Origin of the sequence: Okibacterium sp. HSC-33S16 (assembly GCF_024171565.1) — a bacterium.
Lineage (GTDB): Bacteria > Actinomycetota > Actinomycetes > Actinomycetales > Microbacteriaceae > Mycetocola_A.
In genome coordinates this window covers 74,958-98,210 of sequence record NZ_JALJZZ010000003.1, presented here as the reverse complement: position 1 = coordinate 98,210, position 23,253 = coordinate 74,958, and the positions used below count along the sequence as shown (strand labels likewise).

Sequence of the window (23,253 nt, the reverse complement as noted above, 5' to 3'; positions counted from 1 at the left end):
GTAGCGGTAATCTGGTTTTCGCCGATGTTCCAGGAACGAATTCTGGGGCGGGTGCGACGCCGGCGCCGCTTACCGCCGCACCGAAAACCGGGAGGAAGCATGGCGCGGGTTCGTCTGCAGGATGTCGCGGAGCACGCTGGAGTGTCGATGAAGACAGTCTCCAATGTCGTGCATTCGCACCCCAACGTGTCTGAGAGTATGCGCGAGCGCGTGCAGCGAGCCATCGACGAGCTCGGTTATCGCCCCAACGCGATCGGTCGGCGCCTCGCGACCGGCCGGACGGGGCTTCTGGCACTGGCGTTTGCCGACGTGCGCCTGCCGTATTTCTCCGAGCTCGCCAATGAGGTCTCGAAGGCCGCCGCAGCGACGGGCTCCGGCTACCGACTGCTGCTCGAGGAGACCGAGGGAACGATCGAGGGTGAGCGCGCTGTCCTCTCGGCAAGCGAAGCAGGCCTTGTCGACGGGATGCTGTTACAGCCGTCACAAATGTCGTCTCGCGAGATCGCCGAACGACATGGAGATCTGCCCATGGTGCTCCTCGGTGAAGGACCAGCACCGCTCACCGTTGACCGGGTCATGATCGACAATGTCGCGGCCGCAACGGTCGCGACAGAGCATCTCGCCAATCTGGGTCGCACCCGGATTGCCTTCGTCGGGCACGAAAAATCCGCGATGTCGTCCACCTCCCGCCAGCGCATCATGGGATACCAGGAAGGCCTTGAGCGGCGCGGGCTCCCCGTCGAGCACGACCTTTTGATAGACACGAATGCCATTACCTCGCACGACGCTGCCCTCGCGGTTGGTGCGGCTCTCGACCGCGGCGTCCGGTTCGACGGGTTGGTCTGCCGGGATGACCTGGCCGCGATCGGTGCGCTTCGCGCCCTTCACGAGCGCAACATCAGCATCCCTGATGACGTCGCCGTAATCGGGTGGGACAACATCGCCTTCGCGTCGACGACGTTCCCGAGCTTGTCCTCGGTCGCCCCAAACACTCAGGCCCTGGCGCGAGTCGCCCTGGACATGCTGGCTGAGCGCATCGAGGGATTCGACGGAATCGGACGGCACCGCATTGTTGACTTCGAGTTGGTGCTCCGGGAGAGCGCACCCGCCGCTTTCCCGACCGAGGAACCCGATCTCGCAGCAGCGACCGTATCGGCGTAGCGTAGCCTGCCCTATCCGGCGTCGGGAAAGTACAAAGTTTACAGCGCCGTAAATTACCGGCATGATGTCTGCATGAGCACCAACGACGCCGCCCTCGATGACCAGCCAGCCCGAGCCAGCCGCCAGGACGGCAGCTACCCCCGTCCGCAGCTGATGCGATCCCGCTGGGCTGACCTCAGCGGAACCTGGTCGTTCGCGTTCGACGACGCCAACGAGGGCCTCAGCAACCGCTGGTTCGCCGAGCCGGCCTTCGACCGCGACATTGTGGTTCCGTTCCCCTTCGAGTCCGAGGCGTCCGGCATTCACGATCCGTCCTTCCACCCGGTGATCTGGTACTCCAGGGAACTGACCGCCGATGACCTCGCGACGGCGGGCTTCGATGCTGGTGAGCGGCTGCACCTCCACTTCGGCGCCGTCGACTACCGGGCGCAAGTGTGGCTCAACGGCATTCACCTCGGCGCACACGAGGGCGGGCACACGCCGTTCTCGTTTGACGTCACCGATGTACTCGATTCCTCCCGCGCCACCCAGCTTCTGGTTGTCCGCGCCGAAGATGATCCACTCGACGTGTCTCAGCCGCGCGGCAAGCAGGACTGGCGGCTCGAGCCGCACTCCATCTGGTACCACCGCACATCGGGAATCTGGCAGCCGGTCTGGCTCGAATCGACCAGCGACCTCTTCGTCAGCCTCCTGCACACCACACCGAACGTGCCCGAGGGCACAATCACGCTGCGCGTTGACCTCAATCGACGCCCGTCTTCAGGCGCGCGGCTCGACGTCGTTGTGTCCTTCGAGGGCACCGAGCTGGCTGCCGTGACCGTGACCCCGGGCGACATTTCCAGCACTCTGACCGTGGGCCTCCCCCTGCAGACGAACGGCCAGGCCTACGAAGAGCTCTTGTGGTCGCCCGAACATCCGCGGTTGCTCGACGTGACAGTGACCGTCCGTGAGGGCGTCGACTCAGCCAGCCGCGGCACCGCCGTCGACACCGTGCATTCCTATCTCGGCCTGCGCTCCGCGACCGTTGCGGGCGGGCGCTTCCTCCTCAACGACCGCCCCTACTACGTGCGCAGCGTGCTCAACCAGGGCTACTGGCCCGAGTCGCACCTCGCTGCCCCGAATGCCGCCGCGCTCAAGCGCGAGGCCGAACTCATCAAAGAACTCGGCTTCAACGCCACTCGCGTGCACCAGAAGTTCGAAGACCCGCGTTTCCTCTACTGGGCCGACGTCCTCGGCCTGCTGGTCTGGGCCGAGACGCCGGGAACGTTCGAATTCAGCCCCCGAGCCGTCGCACGAATGAGCTCCGAGTGGACGGCGGTGATCGAACGCGACCTGTCGCATCCGTCCATCGTCACGTGGGTGCCGCTGAACGAGAGCTGGGGTGTTCAACACATCGCCCACGAACCGCGCATGCAGGCCTACGCGCAGTCACTGGTCTCGCTCACCCGCGCGCTCGACCCGTCACGCCCGGTGGTCTCGAATGATGGGTGGGAGCACGTCGACTCCGACATTCTCAGCATCCACGACTACGAGTGGTCAGGCGAAGTCCTGCGCTCGCGTTACCTCGATCGCGAGACCTGCGAAAACCTGCTGGCCGGAATCGGACCTGCAGGACGGCGGATGCTTCTGCCCACCCAGCAGATCGGCGAACGTCCGATCATGGTCACCGAGTTCGGCGGCATCTCGTACGCGTCGAAACAGGTTCCGGACGACGCGTGGGGGTACTCAACCGCCACCAGCTCGGAGGACTTCGTCGACCGGCTGGACGCGGTCATCGGCGCGCTTGACGCCAGCTCGGCCCTGGCCGGTTTCTGCTACACCCAGCTTGTCGACACTTTGCAGGAAACCAACGGGCTCCTCGCCGACGACCGCACGCCGAAGGCGCCGCTCGAGACGCTGCGACGGGTCATCACTCGGTCCGGCACGAGCGCGTAGGCCCGGGCAGCGGGCGCGCCGCCCGCCACGGAGAGGCGCGAGCCCCCACGCGATAACCTGTAACCCATGACGACGTCCACCGTGCTGCCGCCCGTCGCGCTCTCCACCGAGCGCCTCTGGGCCACCGGCATCGGTGCGCTCGCGGTGTTCGTGGCGTTCGCGGGCGACGGCATCCGCAATCTCGTCACGATGTGGGGATTCGGCGCCATCGCCATCCTGGTCGCGATCGGGTGCGTCGTCATGATGCTGCGGCTGAAGCCGAAGCTCGACCGGTCGCGGCTGCCCAAGGTGCTCATCGCCTTCCTCGGCTACGCCGTGCTCTCGGTTGCCTGGTCGGCGTACCCGTCAGCGTCGCTCCTCACCCTCACTGGAACGCTCCTCACGACGATTGTCGGCGTCTACCTCGCCCTGGCCCTGACCTGGACCGAGGTGGTGCACGCTCTCGGCGTCGCACTCAAGTGGGTGCTGGGGCTGTCGATCCTCTTTGAACTGTGGGTTGCCCTCGTCGTTCGGGCACCGGTGCTGCCGCTGTTCGTCGACTTCGGCGGGAAAGAGCCTCCGCTGCTCGCGATGTGGTCGCGCAACGTGTTGCTCGAGGGCGGACGCATCCAGGGCATCCTCGGCAACTCCAACCTGCTCGCGGTCGTCGCCCTGCTCGGCATTCTCGTGTTCGGCCTGCAGCTCGCCGCCGGAACCGTTCGGCGCAGCTGGGGCATCGTCTGGCTGGCCCTCGCGGCAATCATCTTCGTCCTCACCCGCTCGAGCACGATGATCCTCGCCGCGGTCGCCGCCGCCATCGTGCTCGCCGCCGTGCTCCTCATCCGTCGCAGCACGACACCACGGGCGCGCAGCGGCGTGTACGTGGGGCTCGCCGCAATCGGCCTCGCGGGCATCCTCTTCGTCACGGTGTTCAGCAACGTCTTCCTGGCGCTGTTCGGCAAGAGCAGCGACCTCACGGGCCGTTTGGGCATCTGGGACAAGGTCATCGGCCTCGCCCAGGAGCGCCCGTGGTTCGGTTGGGGCTACTCCAGCCCATGGATCCCCTGGGTCGAACCCTTCGACGGATTCATCGTCCGCCGCGGTGTCGAGCAACTCCACGCCCACAACGCGTGGCTCGACGTCTGGCTGCAGCTCGGCGTCATCGGTGTCGTCCTGTTCGCCGCGGTGATCGTGTCACTCACCTGGCGCAGCTGGTTCGCCGCTGTCGACCGGCCGCGCTTCGACCTGCGTGACGACCGGCCATACACGGTGCTGTCCATGCTGCCGATCCTCATCGCCGTCGTGCTCATCGTCCAGTCGGTCGCCGAGAGCCGCATCCTCATCGAATCCGGTTGGGTGCTCGTCGTCGCGCTCGCGTTGAAAACGAAACAATATCCCGTGATGGATGCCACGAAGCGGCCTGACCTCTCCCCCGAAGCCGCCGTCGAAACGGACCGATGACTTCTCCTCGCCCGTTGCCGCACCCGGTCTTCACCGCGCTTGTTCGCGGGCTCGGCAGCGCCCAGGCGGCCGCCGCGCTCAGCCTCACCATCTTCGGCGTCGCATTCGCGACGCCCCTCATCCGGTCAATCCTCGGCTGGAACGGGCTCATCGGCGTCATGGTCGCGCTCGTCCCGGTCGCGATCCTCATCGTGATGGCGCGCTGGGACACCATCGAGTGGCACGGGCTCCTCCCGATTTCGATCCTGGCCTTCATGGGCTGGTGCCTGCTGTCCACGTTCTGGACCGACCACCAGTGGGTCACTCTCTCCAGTGCGCTCTACCAGATTGCTTTCGCCTTCCTCGGGCTCACGGTCGCCCTGACCCGAGACCTGATTCAGATCGTGCGGTCTGTCGGCGCGGTCCTGCGGACGCTGCTCACCGCGTCGATCGCGGTCGAGGTGTTGTCCGGCCTCATCCTCGACATGCCATTCCCGTTCATGGGCGTGCAGGGATCCATCGCGATGGGCGGCCCCATCCAGGGCGTCTTCGGCACCCGCAACATGCTCGGGTTCATGGCGCTGATCGCCGTGGTGACGTTCATCATCGAGTGGCGCACCCGTGCCGTGACTCGGCCCGTGCTGATCTATTCACTCGCGGTTGCCCTTGCCTGCCTCGGCCTCAGCCAGTCCCCCATCACCATCCTCGTCAGCTTCGCTCTCGGGCTCGCCGCTCTCGCGCTCTACGGCCTCCGCCAGGCGCCCAAGGAAACCCGCCGAACCCTGCAGTGGGCGCTGGCCGGACTTACCATCGTCGTACTTTCCGTCACGTACCTGTCACGACTGCGCGTCCTCGCGCTCCTCAACGCCGGCAGCGAGTTCGAGTTCCGGTACCTGCTCTGGTTCCAGACCTGGAAGCTGGTTCCGGTCAACCAGCTCGAAGGCTGGGGCTGGTCAGGGTTTTGGCAGGACGTCGCGCCTTATACCTACATCAACAACTCGCTCGTTCGTGACCACGAGACGGCCCTGAACGCGTTCCTCGATGTCTACCTGCAGGTCGGACTTGTCGGGCTGCTCGCGTTCCTCTCGCTGCTGGTCTTCGCCTTCGTCCGGTCCTGGCTGCTCGCCTCGAACCGCCGCACAGTTACCTACACGTGGCCCGCACTCGTTCTGGTCGCTCTCATCGCGACGAGCGCTGCCGAGAGCTTCGTCCTCGTTGAGGCTGGCTGGCTCCTCCTCGTGGTGTGCACCGTAAAGGCGTCGCAGAACATGAGCTGGCGCACGCGTCTCCGCACCGGCCCGAAACCGCCGGTCCCCGTCGAGTAGTCCGAGCTTATTTCGGTTGGAAAAGGTCTCGCAGAATCTCGGTGTTACCCTGGCTCGTGAAACGGGCGTAGTCGCCGCTTCGAGCTTCTTTCAATACCGGCAGTATCCGCGCAAGACGGTTCTCCGGCAGGTCCGCCCGCATCCGCTCGATGCGCAGCTTCCCGCGCACGGCGGTGAGATCAGCGGGCTTCACGGCGTCGCCAAGCGAGGCAAGTTTTTCAACGAGGATGCCTGTGCGGACCGCAAGATCTCGGTTGCGGTCGCCGCGCGGCTGAAGCACGCGCCGGATCTTGTGACTCAAGCTCGGCTCACGTGCCCCAATTTGATTGCCACGGTGCTGGCGGTAATCAATGAGCGGTTCCTCGAGAAGATCAACCGTGCCCACGGCCGCAGCAAGAATCGTGAGCCACTCATCGTGCACCCACTCAACAGGGAATGGTGCAGCGACGTCGAGTAGGGAGCGCCGGAACGCCATGGTGGCACCGGTCGCCACGTTGCGACGCAGGAGGGTCGAAAACCCATTCCCTGCATGAATCGCTTGGCGATCCGCCGAGCTGATCTCGAGCGCATCGAACAACGAGTACCCGAGGGGCTCCCCCGCTGCATCGACCATCCGCGCATCAGAAAACAGCAGGGTGAGGTCGGGCCGAGCTTCGAACTGAGCGACCGCTCGTTCGAGCCGCGTGGGATGCCAGATGTCGTCCTGATCGCAAAGCACGACGATGTCACCGGAAGTAGCGAGCACAGCCTGTTCGAAGTTCTTGCTCACACCAAGAGCAACCCTGTTCTCAATCACGCGATACGGCAGGCCGGAAGCGATCAGAACTCGGTGAACTTCGGTGATGGTGTGATCCGTCGAGCCGTCGTCTGACACCACTAATTCAGCTGGTCGGGTACTTTGGCTGATGATGCTACGCAGCTGTTCCTCGACGTATCTAGCACCGTTGTACGTGCAAAGTGCAACCGAGCTATCGACCAACTAGATCGCTCCTGCCCGATGAAGCTCGTGCGCGCGCCATGCCGACTCTACGATCTCCTGCACTCCTAATCGGGATTGCCATCCGACGGCGGATCGTATGCGGTCAGGCGACGCGACAACCCATGCCGGGTCACCCTCGCGTCGAGGAGATACCCTCGGCACGATATTGGACTTCGCGACAGACAAGATGGCGGACACCATTTCCTTCACGCTTGTTCCAGTCCCACTACCGACGTTGAAGGTTTCGTGACCGACGTCGCCCCGGCTCTGGAGATAATCAAGCACCGCAGTGTGTGCTTCAGCTAGATCCTGAACATGAATGTAGTCCCGGATGCACGAACCATCCGGCGTTGAGTAGTCATCACCGAAGATCACAGGGGCCTCGCCTTGGTCTATCTTTTCGAAGACCATCGGCACGAGGTTCAACACGGCTCGGTCACCGAGCTCCGGACTTCCAGCGCCCGCCACGTTGAAATAGCGCAGGCTCACAGCGTCCAATTCGAACGCAGCACACGCCCGCGCAATCAGTTGCTCGCCCACCAGCTTTGTCTCACCATAGGGGTTGATCGGAACCGCGGGAGCGTCCTCAGCGATCGCCGCGCCTTCCGTCGATCCGTAGACAGCCGCTGAAGAGGAAAAGACTAGCTTCGCTACTTGGGCAACCTCCATAGCCAACAGAAGGTTCGCCAGCCCTCCTATGTTTTGCTGGTAGTACCAAGCGGGGCGATGAACCGATTCGAGCACTTGCTTACGGCCCGCGAAGTGGATGACGGAATCAATCTCATGCTCCTGCAGCAATGAAACTATTCGATCGACCGAAGTTGGGCTGTGCAAATCGAGCTCTTCAATGAGCGTCCCTGGCACGCGCTCGCGATCGCCGGTTAGAACGTCGTCAACAATGACGACCTGATCTCCGCGGTCCTTTAGAAGTTTAACTACGTGCGATCCGATATAGCCTGTCCCGCCTGTCACAAGAGTATTCACTCTTCGAGTGTACGAGAATCAACCTCGACCCCATCTTCATCAGAGCGTCCATCGCGATTCTCTCGGTTTAGTCCCGTACGCTGGAAAGGATGTCCACGGAGGCGAGAGGCCTACACACTTGTCTATAGCTCAGTCCAATACGCAGGCGACCCGCTTGCTTAGGGTCACCACTATTGTCCGACGCATTTGGGTCCCCCTCCTCCTCATCGTCGCCTCGTTCGCCATGTCGTGGACCGTGACAGCGAATCACTCCGACGCCATGTCTCCGGTCGACGAGTGGGTCTATGTCGACTATCTCGAAAAAGTCCCGGAACAGGGCATCGTTCACCAAGGTGAAGAGATAGGAGAAGAGGCACTCGATCGGATGGCCTGCGACGGGGTGAAACCGTACGGGCCCATGGGCGCGCCATGCGGTGGCGACTACGACCAGGTCGAGAACTTTCCATTCGCAGGCATCACTTCGGCCGACGCATATACGCCAATCTACTTCGCGGTAACTCGCGTAGTCGGCGACGCGATTCACACCGTAACTGGTATCGATCAGCTAGACGGTTGGCGTCTCACGGGATCGCTGTGGCTCGCAGGCACAATGATCCTCTTCTACTGGCTCTTTCGCCTCTGGTCAGTTCCGAAGTTGACGACCCTCGCCCTCGGACTTGCAGTGGTCGGTTCCCCCTTCGCGTGGTGGACATTCACCTACGTCAGCACGGACGCTCCTTCGATGGCGGTCAGCATTCTCATGCTTGTGGCGGCAATGAAGTTGGTTCGCGGGCAATGGTCTGGCTGGTGGCTCGTTGTGTTCTCTGCCCTAGCCGTTCTCATAAAGATCACCAATATCCTTGGGGTCTGCCTCGCCGCGCTTTACTTACTCATTACCTGGATCACGGAGTGGAAACGAACTAACTGGACCGGGATCCGTACACGGCGCCCCGATTTCGTTGAGAAGTCGTCCTGGGCGTTGCCCGGCTTCGGCATCGCCGCCCTTCTTGGAGCGGGGATTGTCGAGGGATTGTGGCTCGTCATCAGGAGTCTGCAATCTACGGGCGATGTTGCCGAACAGGGTGTATCGATTCCGCTCACGAAGATCGAACTGATATCACAGGTGGCAAATTTCCTGCCGGGCACTTTGACTTCGAACGTGAATATCTCGGGGTCAACCTCCTTCGCTTACGCGATCCCCTCTTTTATAGTCGCACCGTTGAGCTGGATCTGCATTGCTGGAGTGATAGGCGCCTTCTGGAGCGCTCGTAAAAATGACGCTCAGAGCAGCATGGTAGTTTCAGTGGCCTTGGCATCATTTTTCTTCGCACCGATGCTGGCGTTAGTGCTTTACATCGCAACGGGGAGTTACTTCCCGCTTCCGCCACGCTATGGGGCGTCCATCCTCGCGGGCATTCTGCTCCTCGCTGGAATAAGCATTCGAAATCGATGGGCCACGTGGATCATCCTCGGGTATAGCGTCGTGCTAATTGGAATTGTCATGGCGACAGCCCCTACCTACGCGCCATAGGGAACACTTGCTCGGCCAGCGATGCGCGGCGGCTACACTTCGCGACGAGGACGGCTAAGCCCGCGTGGATCCTGCCGATTGCGGGGAAACCACACTGAACGCTCCACCCACTCATGCGGACCACAAGTGTCGCGCGTGAAGACACGAGAACGTGACCAAGCGCTCTGGCACTTTATATCGTCGGAAGGCAGAAGAACGAGAACGTCAACGGGAGCGATCCCGCACTGGATCGATAGTCGGTCTACCGCCGCTCACTCCCGCGGCCGGTGTGGCCGGGGGCGTCCGCCAAAGCAACGGCCCTGGCAAGTTGCGTAAGTTCACGCTCCATGTGGCGATTCCTACGAGACGCCGCCAAGGAATTGCCGATGAAGACAACTATGAGACCGTAAAGCAGGAGATCCGTTCCACGTCCCACGCCGACCGCGTTGGCTATCTCATTTATGAGCTGTGGGAACACCACAGCGACGACAGCGACTGCAAACAAGCCAATCATAGAGAGCCGTCGCAGCGCCAAGTGGCGTGCTCCGCTGCCCGGAAGCATCAGAAAGACTGCGAATATCGCGAGCGCCGCAATCAGCGCAATTTTGATGATGATCTGGTTGTCCATGTCTGCGCCCTACTTGAAGATCAAGTCGTTGAGGATGTTGACCAAGTTCCACACGGACTGGCCTTTCGCCCGCGAATAGTCGGTATAGATGATATGGACTGGATGTTCCGCGTAGCGGAGCTTGTTCTGCCCGATCTTCGCCACGATCTCTGAGGCATGGGCCATGCGATTCTGTTCGATCTGAATAGCGCTTGCAGCCGCCCGGTTCATGGCTCGAAGGCCATTGTGCGCATCGGTCAGACGAACCCCTGTGCTCACGTTCTCGAATACAACGGCGAGCTTCAAAACAATCTTCTTGATCTTGCCTGGCTTCGTCCGGCCATCCAAAAAACGGGAACCAATGATGATGTCGAGCGGCTCGTGAGCGAGCCGCTCGACCATGGCAAACGCGTCCTCTAGACCATGTTGTCCGTCTGAGTCAAAGGTAACGAAGAACTCGGCGGATGGGTCGCGCATCGCGTACTCCAGCCCGGTCTGAAGAGCCGCTCCCTGACCGAGATTTATGGGATGTCTAACCACAACGGCGCCGCCGGCAATTGCCTCGGCAACCGAGTTATCCGTGCTTCCATCATCGACGCACACGATGTTCGGGAACACCTCTACAGCTTGACGAATGACGTCACGCACTACCTGAGCCTCGTTGTAAAGCGGCACCACCAGCCAGGATCGATGAGCAATTGTTTCTTGAATGGTGCACTCCTGAGGGTCGAGGACGGGCTGCGTCCAGTTTACGCGAGCGGCGGCAGCGGCTAGCGTGCCCGGAGGTCGGCCACAACGTTCAAGTAGTCACGGCCCCGCTCGCTCCACGACCACTTGCCGAGCATTGTGAGATCGACCTGGGGAGCGGGCCTCGTCAACATCGACTTCATGGCAGCAGCTAAAGACGAAATGTCTCGCGCATCAACCTTGGTGATGGGGGCACCATCGGCAATCAGCTGATCCAATCCTGGAACGGGATACGAAACGATTTGTCCCCCTGCAGCAATCGATTCCAAAAGTGTGGTCTGGAATCCTTCGGACAAGATCGTCGGGTTGACAAGAATCGCGCCCGCGAGTTGTTTCCTAACCTCATCGGGGCGGACCTGACCGTGAACTCGCGTAATTGACCGCAGTCCTAGTTCGTCGATGCGCGCATTGAGCCGCGCCCGGTCGGGTCCGTCACCCATGATATCAATTTTGAATTCTGGAACGTTCGGCTGCCGCCGAACCCTCGCAGCAGCATCCACAAAATCGTCCCATCCCTTGCCATCAACAAGTCGACCCAAGAAACAGAAGGACGGTTTAGTAGCAACTGAGTCGATGTAACCGGCCCAATACCACTCGGCGAGGTCAATCGCGTTATAGAAGAGTCGTCCCTCAACTCCAGCGAGCCTTTTTGCGAAAGCGACTACCTGTTCGGAGACTCCGAGGACGCCATCCGCACTGCGTAAGACCCATCGTCCGACTGTTCTGTCCACCACCCGGCTCGCAATACTGACCAACAGCGAGGAAGATCGAACGAAATCGGACCCATGCTCGGTGTGCAGCAACGGTACTCGCAGCCGCTTCGCGACTCGGGTACCGACTGCGGACATCGGAAAAAAACGTGTGTGAGTGGAAATCACAGTAACCATTTCGTCCTCAAACAACTGGGCAATTCGCCTTGCCGAGCGCAGCGCCGGAAACGATATCACTCCCGCAACAGGAAAGTGCCGTCGTAGCCGCACAACGCGGACTCCGTTCTCTACATCATCGCTGGCAGTCTCCGAGAGCGCGACCACACTCGCTCGGTTGCCAGCAGTTACGATCTCTTTCGCAAGGTGGAACACATGGTTTTCAACCCCGCCCACGCTCGGAGGGTAGTTGTTGACGATGAAGAGGACGTGAATTCCCGAAGGAATGTGCTCGGTCTTTCCTAACTCCATTACTACATGACCAATCTGAGTCGGAACGAGGGCAAGCCGTCAACACCATTTCGGCGGACCGTTGATTGTATCGAATTTATCGACACTGAACCCCCAGCGACGCTTGATAGAATTTTGGGTTTGACCTCGCCCCTTTAGGCGGGCGGCGTCTCGGCTTAGGAGTTGTGTCAGTGGTCTCAGGTGTTAGCGTAATAATCCCAACCGCGAAAGTCGACGAGTGGCTCGATGACGCGGTAAATTCCGTCTTGGCGAGCGGCGGCATTCGCGTTCAGGTGATTGTTGTCCACGATGGGATAGAGCCGGATCGAACTAGAGATTGGGCCGCCGACCCTCGCGTCACGATCGCACACCACCGGGAACGCAAGGGGCCATCTGCTGGCATGGTGACCGGTCGCCGGTTAGCTACTTTCAGTTATATCGCACGACTGGATGCTGACGATCTTTCCTCCCCTGATCGCTTGCGTAGCCAGGCCGCATTCTTGGACGAGCACCCGGCGGCTGTCGCGGTGGGGACTCGAGTCACGCGCATAGACGAAAACGGCCGGTCTACAGGCGAAGTTCGCGGTCCATCTGGACCTGACATCCGATCACATTTTCTGCTCAGCAACGTGTTGGCTCATTCTTCGTTGATGTTCCGTCGTGACGTGCACGACCGCATTGGCGGCTACGACGTTTCGCTCAGACAGATGGAGGATTACCTATTTCTGCTTCAACTGTCTCAACACGGGCCGGTGGCAGTTCTCCCCGATTTTCTCGTCAAATACCGGGTGCATAGCTCGCAGGCGAGCCGGGGCGCAAAGCCCTACGGCTCGCATATTCGTCTAGTGATGCAGGAACGACGTGCGCTCAGTCGGAAACTAGGGGCGAACTCGCTTGTCTCATGGCTGAAGAACGGCGCATGGGTGGGCCTCCAGTACGCCCGATACTTCGGCCCGATGCGTCCAGGGCACGAGCTATGAGCGTCTCGCCAGCAAACCTATTCGCCTAATCCAGTGCGGCAAGAGAGCCGATTTTGGGAACTCGGTTACGCCGGCCCCGACCGATCATCAGCAAGCAGACGAGGTGAATGAAAACGCCCGACACTGGTCCGAGGGTCAGGGCTAACACGGCCCTGGTGGTCAAGTCGCCAGACAAGTTTACGGAGAGTAAAGCGACGACCACCGCACCGATCCAACCCAGGGCGTAACTTGCGTGAGCCCCGCGCGCGAGGACCGCCGGACCCGTAATGTAGAGCGCGGATATTGCGCCGGCGGCAGCCACCAACGACGCCAACACGCCGCCATCAAGGGCGAAAGCAGGCCCGAATAGCGTCTTAAGAATGCCCGGACCGATCCACCAAGCTAACACGGCACCCACAGCACCGATCCCCGCAAGCACGCCTGCCAGCGTCACCACTAATCTCCACTGTGCAGCCGCTTTCTTCGCAAATTGCACAACCAGGAAACCTTGGAAAGCACTCAACGGCATCAGTAACGGCGCGCGCGTGAGCGTAATGGCGAGGATGAGTGGCGCCAGCGCACGTTGCTCGCGGTCAGTTGCGACGATAGCGAGCAATAGCGGGAATCCTGTGATGAGCATGGCCGAACCAGCAGACGCCGTCATCGTCCGTACGACGTTCCAGGAGAGAGTGCGGTACCGGTCGGCAAGTGCCATCGAACCGCGAATGGACCTATGGAACAAGACGCCCGCGACCACGAGGGTGACCGGCAGTGGTGCGACGACCATCCAGGCCAACCAAACCGGATCATCTGTCCAGAGCAGGGCCAGACCGACCGTCCCCAGCCGAAGCAGGCCGTCCAATCCGATGATGAAAGCCACGCCTGTCCATGAGTCACTACCCGCGAGACTGCCATTTACAGTTGCCATGAAGACAAACACGCCGACTCCAAGGAGCAGCGGCAGCGCTAGAGGCAGGTACGCGCTGCCCAGTCCAGAGGGCGCCCATAATGGCAAACTCGCTGCTACGATCACGACGACGGCAACCGACGTTCCTGTGGCGAAACGCCATCCCGATGCGTACGACGCCCCAGGCATGTGATCAGAAGTCGCGACGGATCGCGTCACCTCTTGTTGAACGCCCGCAAGGCAACCAATAACGAGGTAAAGTGCCGACCAAAAAACCGCGAAAACCGCATAAGCATCGGGGCCGGAGATTCTCGCTACGATCCACGTAACGATGAGGCCGGAAATGCCAGCGATCACAGACGCGATTGCAAGCTGGCCAGCGCTCGATAGCCGCGTCACTGTTTGTTCATCAATCTATTGGGAACGACGGAATAGGCGTGAGATCGACAACCTTAGGCCTGCGTAGCGTCGCTGCAGCCGCCGCGTTCGGCTATTTTCGAACAGATCGATTTCTGCCTGCTTTTTCCGATTATCTTCCTCGAGAATCTCGATTGTCCTTCGGGCATCATCCAACCGATGTTCAGAGTATGCCAGCACGAGATCACGATCCCCAAGGACCTGCTGCGCTTGTTGAAGAAGAATACGGTCTCTCGGAAGAGAGGGCACTTCCGATTCGGGCGGGGCGGTTTCCTGAGCCCCGGCACCGCCCAAAAGGTCGCGATATGTTCTAAACGCCTTCTCGATAGCGCGGCGGTCTTCCGCGACCTGTGGCCGGAAATCGAACTTCTCGTTCTCAAGGCGGCGAAGCAGCGTCGTCAGTTGACCTTCATTCGCAACCACGTGATCGGCGAGCTGCCGATCGTCGAAATAGTAGTGAGCCTTCTTCTGATAAACAGAGGCAAACGGGACATTCTGGCTATAGGCGAAAATCGACGCGTGAAGCGAGGAAACGACGACGTACTTCATTTGACCGATCACGGAATGAAGTTCGAGAGGCTCTAATTCATCCAAAACCACCGAATTTGACCAGTCAAACGGCAGAGACTTCATGAAAGATTTGTCTCCGTTGTAGTGAGTGAACGGGATAAACACTTTCTTGTGCGGAATGGCATTGATTAGAGGCGCGAGACGATCGATCAGACGCAGAGAGTGGGGGACCAAATGGATTCCGACCACCGGCTCATCCTTCTCTACCCCGGGGATTTCGAAATGGGGGCTTTCGAGCATCGTAGTGGCGCATGGCATGAGTTCTGCGCCCGGTACGAACTCTTTCAGCACTTGCAGCTCGCGACTAGAGCGCGCCGACACGAAAGCGTAATCATTCAGATACCCAAGATCTGTAGCTGACGTCCAGACGCCCGCTGCGTTGAGTATGTGGTTCCCTTTCCGGCGGAAGCGGTCGTAGAAAGGATCCCCCGTTTCACGGATCAGCTCGCCGCCGCCGATTACCAGCGGTCCGACGTCTCGATCCGAAAAGGGGTCCACGACCGACGAACGGACCCCGAGCCCTTCAAAAAGTTGTTGACCCGCGATCCCAATCGCAATGTCCCCGGTGTTGGGACTAATCGAGTCGTATAGTAGGTTCGCGTGCTCAGCCATGTAATCCTTCGGATACTTGAAAGCGCGGCGACAGGCGAATGAGTCCGTGTCCGACGTCGTCGCGAGGAGATTCAAAAGAGGTCGCGCCAGCAACGCGGTGAAATGTCCGTCCCGCCTGGTCGCCAAGTCCGACGTTAACGAGGTACTGACCCGCACCCAGACGGAGGTCTGGTATCACGACGGATAGCCGATGCCGTCCTCGTGTGTTCGGAAGGGCCACAGAGGACTCGAATGTTGTCATGCTGTAAAGCTTCATCCCCAGCGAAGTTTCAATTGATAGGCCCACGCCCCAGCTCGGCTGAGGATCATTGATCTCAACCTCAAGCTGAATGGTTACTTCATCCCGTGCCGAGTTGCTGATCACCGTTTCTGCAGCTCGAAGATAATATTCCGGAACGCCGCCCGCAGTCGGCTCCGTCTCGGCCACGACCGATTGTTTGCGGTCAGCCTCATATCCCGCGCGTAGGATACGAAGGCCATTAGCCGGATCGCCGTCGTGTTGAATTTCGCCCGCGTGCAGCACGACGACCCGATCGCAAAGTGCGCCAACCTGCTCGGCGGAGTGACTAACCAGAATTATCGTTCTGCCTTCACTCTGAAACTCTGCAATTTTGTCCATGCATTTGCGCTGGAACGGCTCGTCACCAACTGCGAGGACCTCGTCGACGAGAAGCAGATCGGGGTCGACGTGAACCGCCACCGAAAACGCAAGACGGACGTACATACCCGAGCTGTAGAACTTCACCTGGGTGTCGATGAAGTCTTCGATGCCAGAGAATCCGATAATAGCGTCAAAGTGTCGTTCTGTCTCGGACCTAGAGAGACCAAGGATCGCGGCGTTGAGATACACGTTTTCGCGGCCCGTAAGGTCAGGATGAAATCCGGCGCCGAGCTCGAGAAGCGCAGCCATCCTCCCGCGTCGCAATACGTGCCCCGTCGTCGGCTGGATTATCCCGCCTACGACCTTCAGCAGGGTACTCTTCCCAGATCCATTGTGACCAACAAGACCCACGGTGGAGCCGGCTTCGACATCAATATCAATGTCTCGGAGTGCCCAGAACTCATCCGCGTGCTTCGGTTTTGCGGCGTTCACAAGTCGCTCTTTAATCGATTTGTCTTTGTGCATGACGAACCGTTTGGAGACGCCTTGAACGCTGACAATAGTGGGGTGCAGAGTAGTCATGCTTACAGCTCCTGTGCGAAGTCGCCCTGTACGCGCGAAAAAACACGCTGACAGAGCCAAACAAAGACGATCCCGACGGCAAGCGCGATCCAGAGTCGAAGATCTATGTCCGTGGGCCAGTTCAAAGCTGTCGAATCTCGTGACCCTGATAGCCAAAACGCTTTTTGCATTCCGAGCACTCCGAGAGTGATCGGGTTGAGCAGGTATATCTGTTCAATAATCCCACCCTGCAGGAACTTGTGCACATACGAGAACGAGTACACGATGGGCGAAGCCCAGAAGAGAACGACCAAGGCGACTTCCACGAGATGTTCCAGATCTCGGAAGTAAACATTCAGACCGCCGAGCAAGATGGCTAAGCCGGTGCCGTACAGCAAAATCACAAGAAAAGCCGGGACGGCGGTGGCGAGATTCGCGGTCCACGGGAATTGCCCCAGAACTAGGGTCGCGCCGATCAGGATTACGAATTGAACCAGAAAGCTGAAAAGCGCGCTACCTACACTGCTCAGCGGGAAAATTTCGCGCGGAAGGTAGACCTTCTTGACAAGACCGGAGTTCGAGATGATCGACGACGTTCCACTCGACACGATTTCCGTGAACAGAGTCCACGCCGTCAACCCGACGAACACAAAGATCGCGAAGTTTGGAATGCTCCGCGCCACACCCAAAATCTGACCAATAGCGAAATAGTAGATGAGTAACTGAGCGAGCGGGCGGACCAGACTCCACAGGATTCCCAGCGCGCTGTTCTTATAACGCGCCCTTAATTCACGCTTCACCAGCAACGAAAGGAGACCCCGTTGAGCCCAGATCGCTCGGTAGGACTGCGTGGTCCCACGGACGAAACCTTCGGACCGCCCAAAGGCTTCTAACGGCTGTGCCGCGAGACTCCGGGCACGCTCACTTGAAATCGAACCGGCCATACGCTGCTTTCCGTTATAAGTAGAACTCCCCAATTGTAGGCGATGCCCTCCTGCACATTGGCTGCGGTGTGTATCCAGGCACCAGTTCGCAGATAGTATTCAGGGAGGTCAACGCCTGAGGAGGGCGAGGTCTTCAATCGTGCTGCGAAATGGACCTTGGCATGACCGCATGAACTGAGGGAAAAATGCGCGCTCGAACTGCCCGCGTCATTGCGTTGTTCGCGATGACCATACTCCTGTGTGCCGGATTTGTTGCATCGCCATTTGCTTCGAGCGGGACGCCTGCTGCGGCTGCTACCGCCTCGAACTTCAATCCTGCGAACATCATCAGCGATGCTGTGTTCTTCAACGGAGCTGATATGGATTCGGCGGGCGTGCAGGATTTCTTGAACAAGCAGTACCAAGGGTGCACATCCGGTTACACGTGCCTCAGGGACTTCAAACAAACCACTCCGGACCGCGGCCGCGACGCGATGTGCAATAACTACTCCGGTGGAGCAAACGAGAGCGCGGCAACGATCGTTTCGAAAGTCGGCTTGGCCTGCGGCATTAATCCAAAGGTTCTGCTGGTCACACTCCAAAAAGAACAGTCCCTTGTAACCCACACAAGCCCTTCGCAGGCGAGGTACAACATAGCTATGGGCTATGCGTGCCCAGATACAGCCGCGTGTGACGCCCAGTATTTCGGCTTCTTCAACCAAGTTTACAAGGCCGCGTGGCAGCTGAAGAGATATGGCAACCCGGCTGGCACGTCTGAATATTTCACATGGTTTCCTGTGGGAAAGTCGGCTCCCGTCCGATATCACCCGAACGCCTCATGTGGGTCGGCATCGATCACCGTCCAAAATAAGGCCACTGCGGCCCTGTATTACTACACTCCCTACCAGCCCAACGCGGCCGCCCTGAACAACCTGTATGGCACTGGAGATTCTTGCTCCGCTTACGGGAACCGAAATTTCTGGCGGATGTTCTCCGACTGGTTCGGGGACCCGACCGCGGCATCAAACCTCGTCCGCACTGCAGACAACCCGACCGTGTACCTCGTATCGGATGGCACGAAGTACCCGGTCCGCGACTACTCCATGCTGGATGCGCTCTACCCACTCGGAACGGTCGGGTACGTTTCACAACAGTTCCTCGACTCGAAGTCGACCGGCGCAGACATGAAACGCATCGTCCGATCTGCTTCGGGCAAGGTTTATTTCTTCGATGTCGGTGCCAAGTTCCAATTTATGACTTGCGATGATGTCCTCGCTTATGGAGTGGATTGTGGCTCATCAATTCTTCTCACAGACAGCCAGCTGGCCGCTTTCCGTAATTCGCAGTCGATGACGCGCCTATTCGAGACGACCACCGGCAAGAAATTCCTTATTGAGGGAGGAAAGAAGCGCGAGGTGGCAGACCAGGCTTCGCTGGCAGCGGTCGATCACCCCGACCGAAGCATGGTGTTGTTCGAGGCCGCGATCGCGTACCTCCCCTACGGGTCTCCGATCGTGCGAAACTCTGTATTCGCTAAGAAGAGAGGCGGCGACTGGCAGGGCTTCCTGAGCGGAGCAACTATTTCGCCCATATCCTCCGGAGTGGCCACTCAGACCGGCCTGCAAAGCGCTTTTGACCAGGTCGTGTTGGACGAGCAAAGCATCGGAACTTTCACTCGCGCTGGCGCAATCTCCGGTTTCGTCCGAGACGGGTCCGGGCAGACTTTTGTGTTGACTCAGGGCGGACGCTTGAAAGTCGCCGCAGCGTCCTATCCTGGCATCGAGTTCGTCGGTGCTCCCGCCCCGTTGCTCAGCAAGCTTCCCGTACTGGCAAGCGCAAATAAGAAACACTTCTTGAAGGGGGTGTCGTCGCCGTCTGTCTACCTCATCGAGGCCGGCGTCAAGCGGAAAGCATGGAGTTGGGCCGCAATTTCATCTGCGGAGAAGTCCACGGATGTCAGCAGCGGGATTTGGACGGTAGCCGATGAGACTGTCGCATCTCTCTCAGATGGTCGGCCGCTCCTGGACCCCGGAACGCTGGTCAAACGAGCTTCATCTCCGCGTGTATTTCTAGTAGACGGCTCGACGCGCCTCCTCTCGATCATGTCTTTCGATGTGACGATGGCGCTCGGCCTTGGGGCTTCCGTTACGACGATGCCGGACGGAGCTTTGGACAGCTTTGAACAATCCAAGTCCCTTTTGTCGCCGGCTGTCACCTGCAACGGACGTTCTCTCGTGGGGCTTGACGGGAAGCTCCTGCCGACGGATGCTGCCACTCTTTCTGCCTATGGTTGGGTGTCCACCACGTTGGATCCCAACACCTGTGCTCTGATGAAAGTGCAGGAGCAGCCGCTTACCAAATTCCTCCGCGGCCCGGACGGCAAAATCTACTGGGTCGATGGCGGAAAACGGCACGCGCTCAACAGCTGGGCTGCTCTGGTGACTCTGGGCGGTGTCGACAAATGGATTCAGGCGAGCCCGAGCGCGTTGAATCTGATCCCTCTGGGAGATCCCATCTCATAGACAGAGTGATGAAGGGGCCGGAGCTTGATTGCTCCGGCCCCTTCATCATTTTTGCTAGTTTCGCCGAGCACACAACCTAATATCAGCCCATTCCAACGGGTTCTCCTCTTAGCTGGGGGCCAGGTCCCTAGGAACTCGAACACGCACGCAGCGACCAGGACTATGCAGAGGCAGGCGTCATAAGAGCACAGTCTCGACGCTGAACGGGCGTTAGGCCGATTACCGAAGTCCCAGGTCTTACTTTTTCCGAGAGTGTTCCAACGAGCCTGAACGCAACTTTTCCTCGTCGAGCAGATCCACCGTGGTCGATTTTCGGTAGCTGCTCCATTTGCGAATTTGGAAGGCGGGATTGATTGCGAGCCAGTACAGACGCCGTTTCCAGCTGTATTCAGGGTCGCGTGCGATCCTCACGGTGTCGCCTAAGATGCCACGCAAGGTCAGGCGCACCTGATCGCGCGTGGTCATCACCGGGATGGTAGTACCAATGCCTCGAAGGCCGACCGTCTCATCAAAGATACGTTTGCCATACTCGCTCAGGGTGAGATCGTTCGAATGCTCGACCGCTCCTCGGGGAGCATAGGCCTTCATGTATCCGGCCAGTACCACGTCCTTACCAAAAAGCTGGTCCTCGGCATAAGGCACATCTCGGTAGGGGATGGTCTCGACTAGGAAACTTCTTCGTGCTACTGAATTCACGTCCGAGTAAAAGCTCACCGCTCCGAGGACACCTTCGTCCTTGATGAATTCATCGTTGTAGAAAACAGACGTGCCAAAGTCCGGGCCAAAGCCGGCGAACATGCCTTGAATTTCGTACTTCAGCAAGGGGAAACATCCTGCTCGGGGAACTTGCTTGCCCATGACGGCAACGATCTGCGGAGACATGGCAAACGGCGCGATCAATTCCCGCGCCCAAGTTGCCGTAAGTGGTATTGCGTCATGAGTCAGAAACGCTACATATTTGCCCCGCGCCAGGTTAGCGGCGAGGTTTCGCGTTCGACCGTGTCCGAACTCGCTGTTGGGGATCTGATGTAGGCGCACCTCTGGGAACTTCCGGACAATGTCCAATGTGCCGTCCGTCGACCCAGAGTCCACTACGAGCACTTCGATGCCGCCAGATAGATCCTGATGCTGGAGCTGCGAAAGAATGCGGTCCAAATAGGTTTCACCGTTATACGTCAGCACAGCAACTGTCAGCAACGGCTGGGTTTGTTTCACCGAATCAGGCATGAGCGCCCTCCAAGATTTCTCGCCATGTGGCGTCTACACCCGCGTCGAGCCGTGTGAGCTGTCGATGGCCAAACTCGTTTGTCAGCCGAGACGTGTCGAGGACGACCTTGTCAACGAATGTGCTCGGCTTCGGACGGACGTCCACATCAAAGTCGACGCCCGTGACGCGACGAAGAGATTCGAGAATTTCAGAGACGGTCTGGCCTTCGCCACTGCCTAAGTTATATAGCCGGTGGCGAGTAGGGGTTTCCACCATTGGAAGAATCATGCGAACCAAATCTTCTACGAAAACGTAGTCGCGAATCATTGTGCCATCACCGTATTGAAGAACCGGCTGCCCCATAGAAATCTGCCGAAGCGCGATGGGAATGAGACCCTGCCGCCTGTTGGGGTGTTGTCGAGTTCCGTACGGATTTGAGATCCTCAGGATTGTGGATTGCAGACCATGGCGGGTTTGGAAGTAGCTCAGGTAATGCTCAATCGCGAGCTTCCCAATACCGTATGGCGAGATAGGCAGGGCGCGATCGTCCTCGGAGTAACGTTCTTTCCCCTGTGGACCGTAAATAGCGCCCCCGGTCGAGGCGAAGTAGAAATGGTCGACTCCAGCTGCGACACACGTTTCCAACAGTTCGACGGTCTGGGCGATGTTCGTGCGAATGTCCAGTGTGGGATCGCTTTCCGCGGTCGCCGGTGATGTTGTGGAGAGAAAATGGAATACGATCTCCTGGCCAGCAACGACTTCCTCGAGATCCGATCGGCTCAAGAATTCACCACGAACCAGGGTCACGTCCTCCGAGCGAAAAGTCGGCTTCTGAGAACTGAACCGGTCGAAAGCGGTTACTGCGTGCCCGGCGGACGCCAATGCGTCCACTAAGTGGGAGCCGATGAATCCGTTTGCTCCGATTACGAGTGCCCTAGCCACGCATTGCCCGCTCGAGTGCGTCATTGAACTGTGTTCCAGAGTCTTCCCAATTTACATTGGCAACAGACGCTGCCATTGCGACGGATCGATCGACGGCGTCGGGTCGATCCAAAACCTCGACAAGGCGCCTCGCCAAAGCTTTCGGGTTCGGCTGAACGTACTCGATATAAGGATTGTTCGAAACCATACGGTTGTTGGGACCATCATTGACTACCGGTGCCACTCCGCTTGACATTAACTCCAGCGGAAGCAAAGACATGTTGGTGAGTGACAGGACCAAACCGGCGGCGCATCGGTTATACACGGAATTGAGCTGTGTGAGGTCGAGGCTTGCTAGGTTCCGGTACTTGAACGGAATATCCCAGTTCGAGACGTCCCATCCCGCCAGGTTGATAGTGATATCTGGCCGCATCTGCGCGAAATCGGTAAGCGCTACGATGCCGAGCTCGAACGCACGGCGCGCTGTCACAGGTCGGGCATAGAAAAAGACTTCATTGCGCTTGCGTAGATTTGTGACCGAGTAGTGCGACTTATCAACAGCGAAATTGAACGAGTCGCAAACCATCCCATACTCGGTGCTGAGCTTGTGAGAAAGCCAGCCGCCAGCAGTAATACCGTGAAAGCCGAACTTATAGGTGTTCTCTGCAAGAATCGCCTCGGAACCGAGCGGATAAAAGCTGGGCTCAAAATCCTGCACAAAATAGAAGCGACGCGCATTTGAAGGATCGAGGTAGGCGGGGTACGCCGTCTCCCATCCGGTAGCGAACAAAGCGTCGGTGCCGGCTTTGACACCGACGCTTCGGTCGTAGTTCTGCATCGTCGCCGCGACTTTCGCGTACGCAGTTGATTCGGCGACCATGGCCTTCGTGTCGCGAATGCTCGGGGCGAGCTCTTGAGTCGTATAGAAGTAGATCGAGCACTTATGACCAGCGTCTTCCGCATACTTGATGAACCGAAAGAGGTTTTGGTGCCCGCCGCTTTCACGCCCGGGAGGGGACATTATCCAAGCGATCTCCAGAGGCCGGTCAGTAACCGTCACGGGATTGGCGAGCCTCGGTGCCGGTTCGGTCCAATCGACAAGGGCTGCGTCCTGAATGTCTACCAACATCCCACCAACCGAACCGTTGTTTTTTGCGACAGTCTGACGAATCAGCATTGACGACAATTTTGCGAAGACACGTCCCGTGAATGTAGCTAAGCCTTCGTCGCGGACCAAGCGCCAAGATCGT

19 protein-coding genes are annotated in these 23,253 nt (G+C 59.1%); 7 read left to right on the top strand and 12 right to left on the bottom strand.

Translation table 11 applies throughout. The annotated features are described in order from the left end of the window. Positions 1-99 precede the first annotated feature (99 nt). From L1277_RS08830 to L1277_RS08815, 4 genes are all read left to right on the top strand, one after another. Entirely contained in the window at positions 100-1,161 is a 1,062-nt protein-coding gene (locus tag L1277_RS08830) for a LacI family DNA-binding transcriptional regulator (RefSeq protein ID WP_253376010.1), read from the top strand. 72 nt (positions 1,162-1,233) lie between these two features. Next, entirely contained in the window at positions 1,234-3,096 is a 1,863-nt protein-coding gene (locus L1277_RS08825) for a glycoside hydrolase family 2 protein (RefSeq protein ID WP_253376009.1), read from the top strand. 66 nt (positions 3,097-3,162) lie between these two features. Then, the gene (locus L1277_RS08820; RefSeq protein WP_253376008.1) at positions 3,163-4,536 is read left to right on the top strand and encodes an O-antigen ligase; all 1,374 of its coding nucleotides are present in this window, start codon (positions 3,163-3,165) and stop codon (positions 4,534-4,536) included. Beyond that, the gene (locus tag L1277_RS08815) at positions 4,533-5,840 is read left to right on the top strand and encodes an O-antigen ligase (RefSeq protein WP_253376007.1); all 1,308 of its coding nucleotides are present in this window, start codon (positions 4,533-4,535) and stop codon (positions 5,838-5,840) included. Before L1277_RS08820 ends, L1277_RS08815 begins: the two co-directional genes overlap by 4 nt. 7 nt (positions 5,841-5,847) lie before the next feature. Here the strand turns inward: L1277_RS08815 and L1277_RS08810 are convergent, their stop codons facing one another. Both L1277_RS08810 and galE read right to left on the bottom strand, forming a co-directional pair. Beyond that, the gene (locus L1277_RS08810) at positions 5,848-6,819 is read right to left on the bottom strand and encodes a glycosyltransferase family 2 protein (protein ID WP_253376006.1); all 972 of its coding nucleotides are present in this window, start codon (positions 6,817-6,819) and stop codon (positions 5,848-5,850) included. Then, positions 6,820-7,803, bottom strand: coding sequence for a UDP-glucose 4-epimerase GalE (gene galE / locus L1277_RS08805; protein WP_253376005.1), 984 nt, complete (start codon positions 7,801-7,803; stop codon positions 6,820-6,822). A 154-nt stretch (positions 7,804-7,957) separates the two neighbouring features. On the opposite strand from galE, the gene L1277_RS08800 reads away from it, so the two are divergent. Continuing rightward, entirely contained in the window at positions 7,958-9,313 is a 1,356-nt protein-coding gene (locus L1277_RS08800) for a hypothetical protein (RefSeq protein ID WP_253376004.1), read from the top strand. Positions 9,314-9,554: 241 nt separating this feature from the next. Here L1277_RS08800 and L1277_RS08795 read toward each other — a convergent pair whose 3' ends face one another. From L1277_RS08795 to L1277_RS08785, 3 genes are all read right to left on the bottom strand, one after another. Continuing rightward, positions 9,555-9,920: a DUF2304 domain-containing protein gene (locus tag L1277_RS08795; protein WP_253376003.1), complete on the bottom strand. Its 366-nt coding sequence runs from the start codon at positions 9,918-9,920 to the stop codon at positions 9,555-9,557. Between the two features lie 9 nt (positions 9,921-9,929). Beyond that, positions 9,930-10,574, bottom strand: coding sequence for a glycosyltransferase family 2 protein (locus tag L1277_RS08790; RefSeq protein ID WP_308215088.1), 645 nt, complete (start codon positions 10,572-10,574; stop codon positions 9,930-9,932). A 95-nt stretch (positions 10,575-10,669) separates the two neighbouring features. Then, positions 10,670-11,824 (bottom strand): glycosyltransferase family 4 protein, encoded by a 1,155-nt coding sequence (locus tag L1277_RS08785; protein WP_253376001.1) that lies wholly within the window; start codon positions 11,822-11,824, stop codon positions 10,670-10,672. Between the two features lie 164 nt (positions 11,825-11,988). Between L1277_RS08785 and L1277_RS08780 the strand changes: the two genes are divergently transcribed. Then, complete coding sequence (locus tag L1277_RS08780; RefSeq protein ID WP_253376000.1) at positions 11,989-12,783, top strand: glycosyltransferase; 795 nt, start codon at positions 11,989-11,991, stop codon at positions 12,781-12,783. 25 nt (positions 12,784-12,808) lie between these two features. Here L1277_RS08780 and L1277_RS08775 read toward each other — a convergent pair whose 3' ends face one another. From L1277_RS08775 to L1277_RS08760, 4 genes are read right to left on the bottom strand one after another with little or no spacing between them, the layout of a single operon-like run. Continuing rightward, positions 12,809-14,026, bottom strand: a complete 1,218-nt coding sequence (locus L1277_RS08775; protein ID WP_253375999.1) for a hypothetical protein — start codon at positions 14,024-14,026, stop codon at positions 12,809-12,811. A 57-nt stretch (positions 14,027-14,083) separates the two neighbouring features. Further along, entirely contained in the window at positions 14,084-15,268 is a 1,185-nt protein-coding gene (locus tag L1277_RS08770) for a polysaccharide pyruvyl transferase family protein (protein ID WP_253375998.1), read from the bottom strand. Further along, entirely contained in the window at positions 15,261-16,451 is a 1,191-nt protein-coding gene (locus tag L1277_RS08765; protein WP_253375997.1) for an ABC transporter ATP-binding protein, read from the bottom strand. Before L1277_RS08765 ends, L1277_RS08770 begins: the two co-directional genes overlap by 8 nt. A gap of 2 nt (positions 16,452-16,453) precedes the next feature. Beyond that, positions 16,454-17,374 (bottom strand): ABC transporter permease, encoded by a 921-nt coding sequence (locus L1277_RS08760; protein WP_253375996.1) that lies wholly within the window; start codon positions 17,372-17,374, stop codon positions 16,454-16,456. Between the two features lie 185 nt (positions 17,375-17,559). On the opposite strand from L1277_RS08760, the gene L1277_RS08755 reads away from it, so the two are divergent. Next, positions 17,560-19,875 carry a hypothetical protein gene (locus L1277_RS08755; protein ID WP_253375995.1) on the top strand — a complete coding sequence of 772 codons (2,316 nt, stop codon included), beginning with the start codon at positions 17,560-17,562 and terminating at the stop codon, positions 19,873-19,875. 237 nt (positions 19,876-20,112) lie between these two features. Here L1277_RS08755 and L1277_RS08750 read toward each other — a convergent pair whose 3' ends face one another. From L1277_RS08750 to L1277_RS08740, 3 genes are read right to left on the bottom strand one after another with little or no spacing between them, the layout of a single operon-like run. Beyond that, positions 20,113-21,102 carry a glycosyltransferase family 2 protein gene (locus L1277_RS08750; RefSeq protein ID WP_253375994.1) on the bottom strand — a complete coding sequence of 330 codons (990 nt, stop codon included), beginning with the start codon at positions 21,100-21,102 and terminating at the stop codon, positions 20,113-20,115. Next, positions 21,095-22,048: an NAD-dependent epimerase/dehydratase family protein gene (locus L1277_RS08745; protein WP_253375993.1), complete on the bottom strand. Its 954-nt coding sequence runs from the start codon at positions 22,046-22,048 to the stop codon at positions 21,095-21,097. The genes L1277_RS08750 and L1277_RS08745 overlap by 8 nt, the downstream gene beginning before the upstream one ends. Beyond that, a complete protein-coding gene (locus L1277_RS08740; protein ID WP_253375992.1) occupies positions 22,017-23,180 on the bottom strand; it encodes a glycosyltransferase family 1 protein in 1,164 nt (387 codons plus the stop codon). The genes L1277_RS08745 and L1277_RS08740 overlap by 32 nt, the downstream gene beginning before the upstream one ends. Between the last annotated feature and the right edge of the window lie 73 nt (positions 23,181-23,253).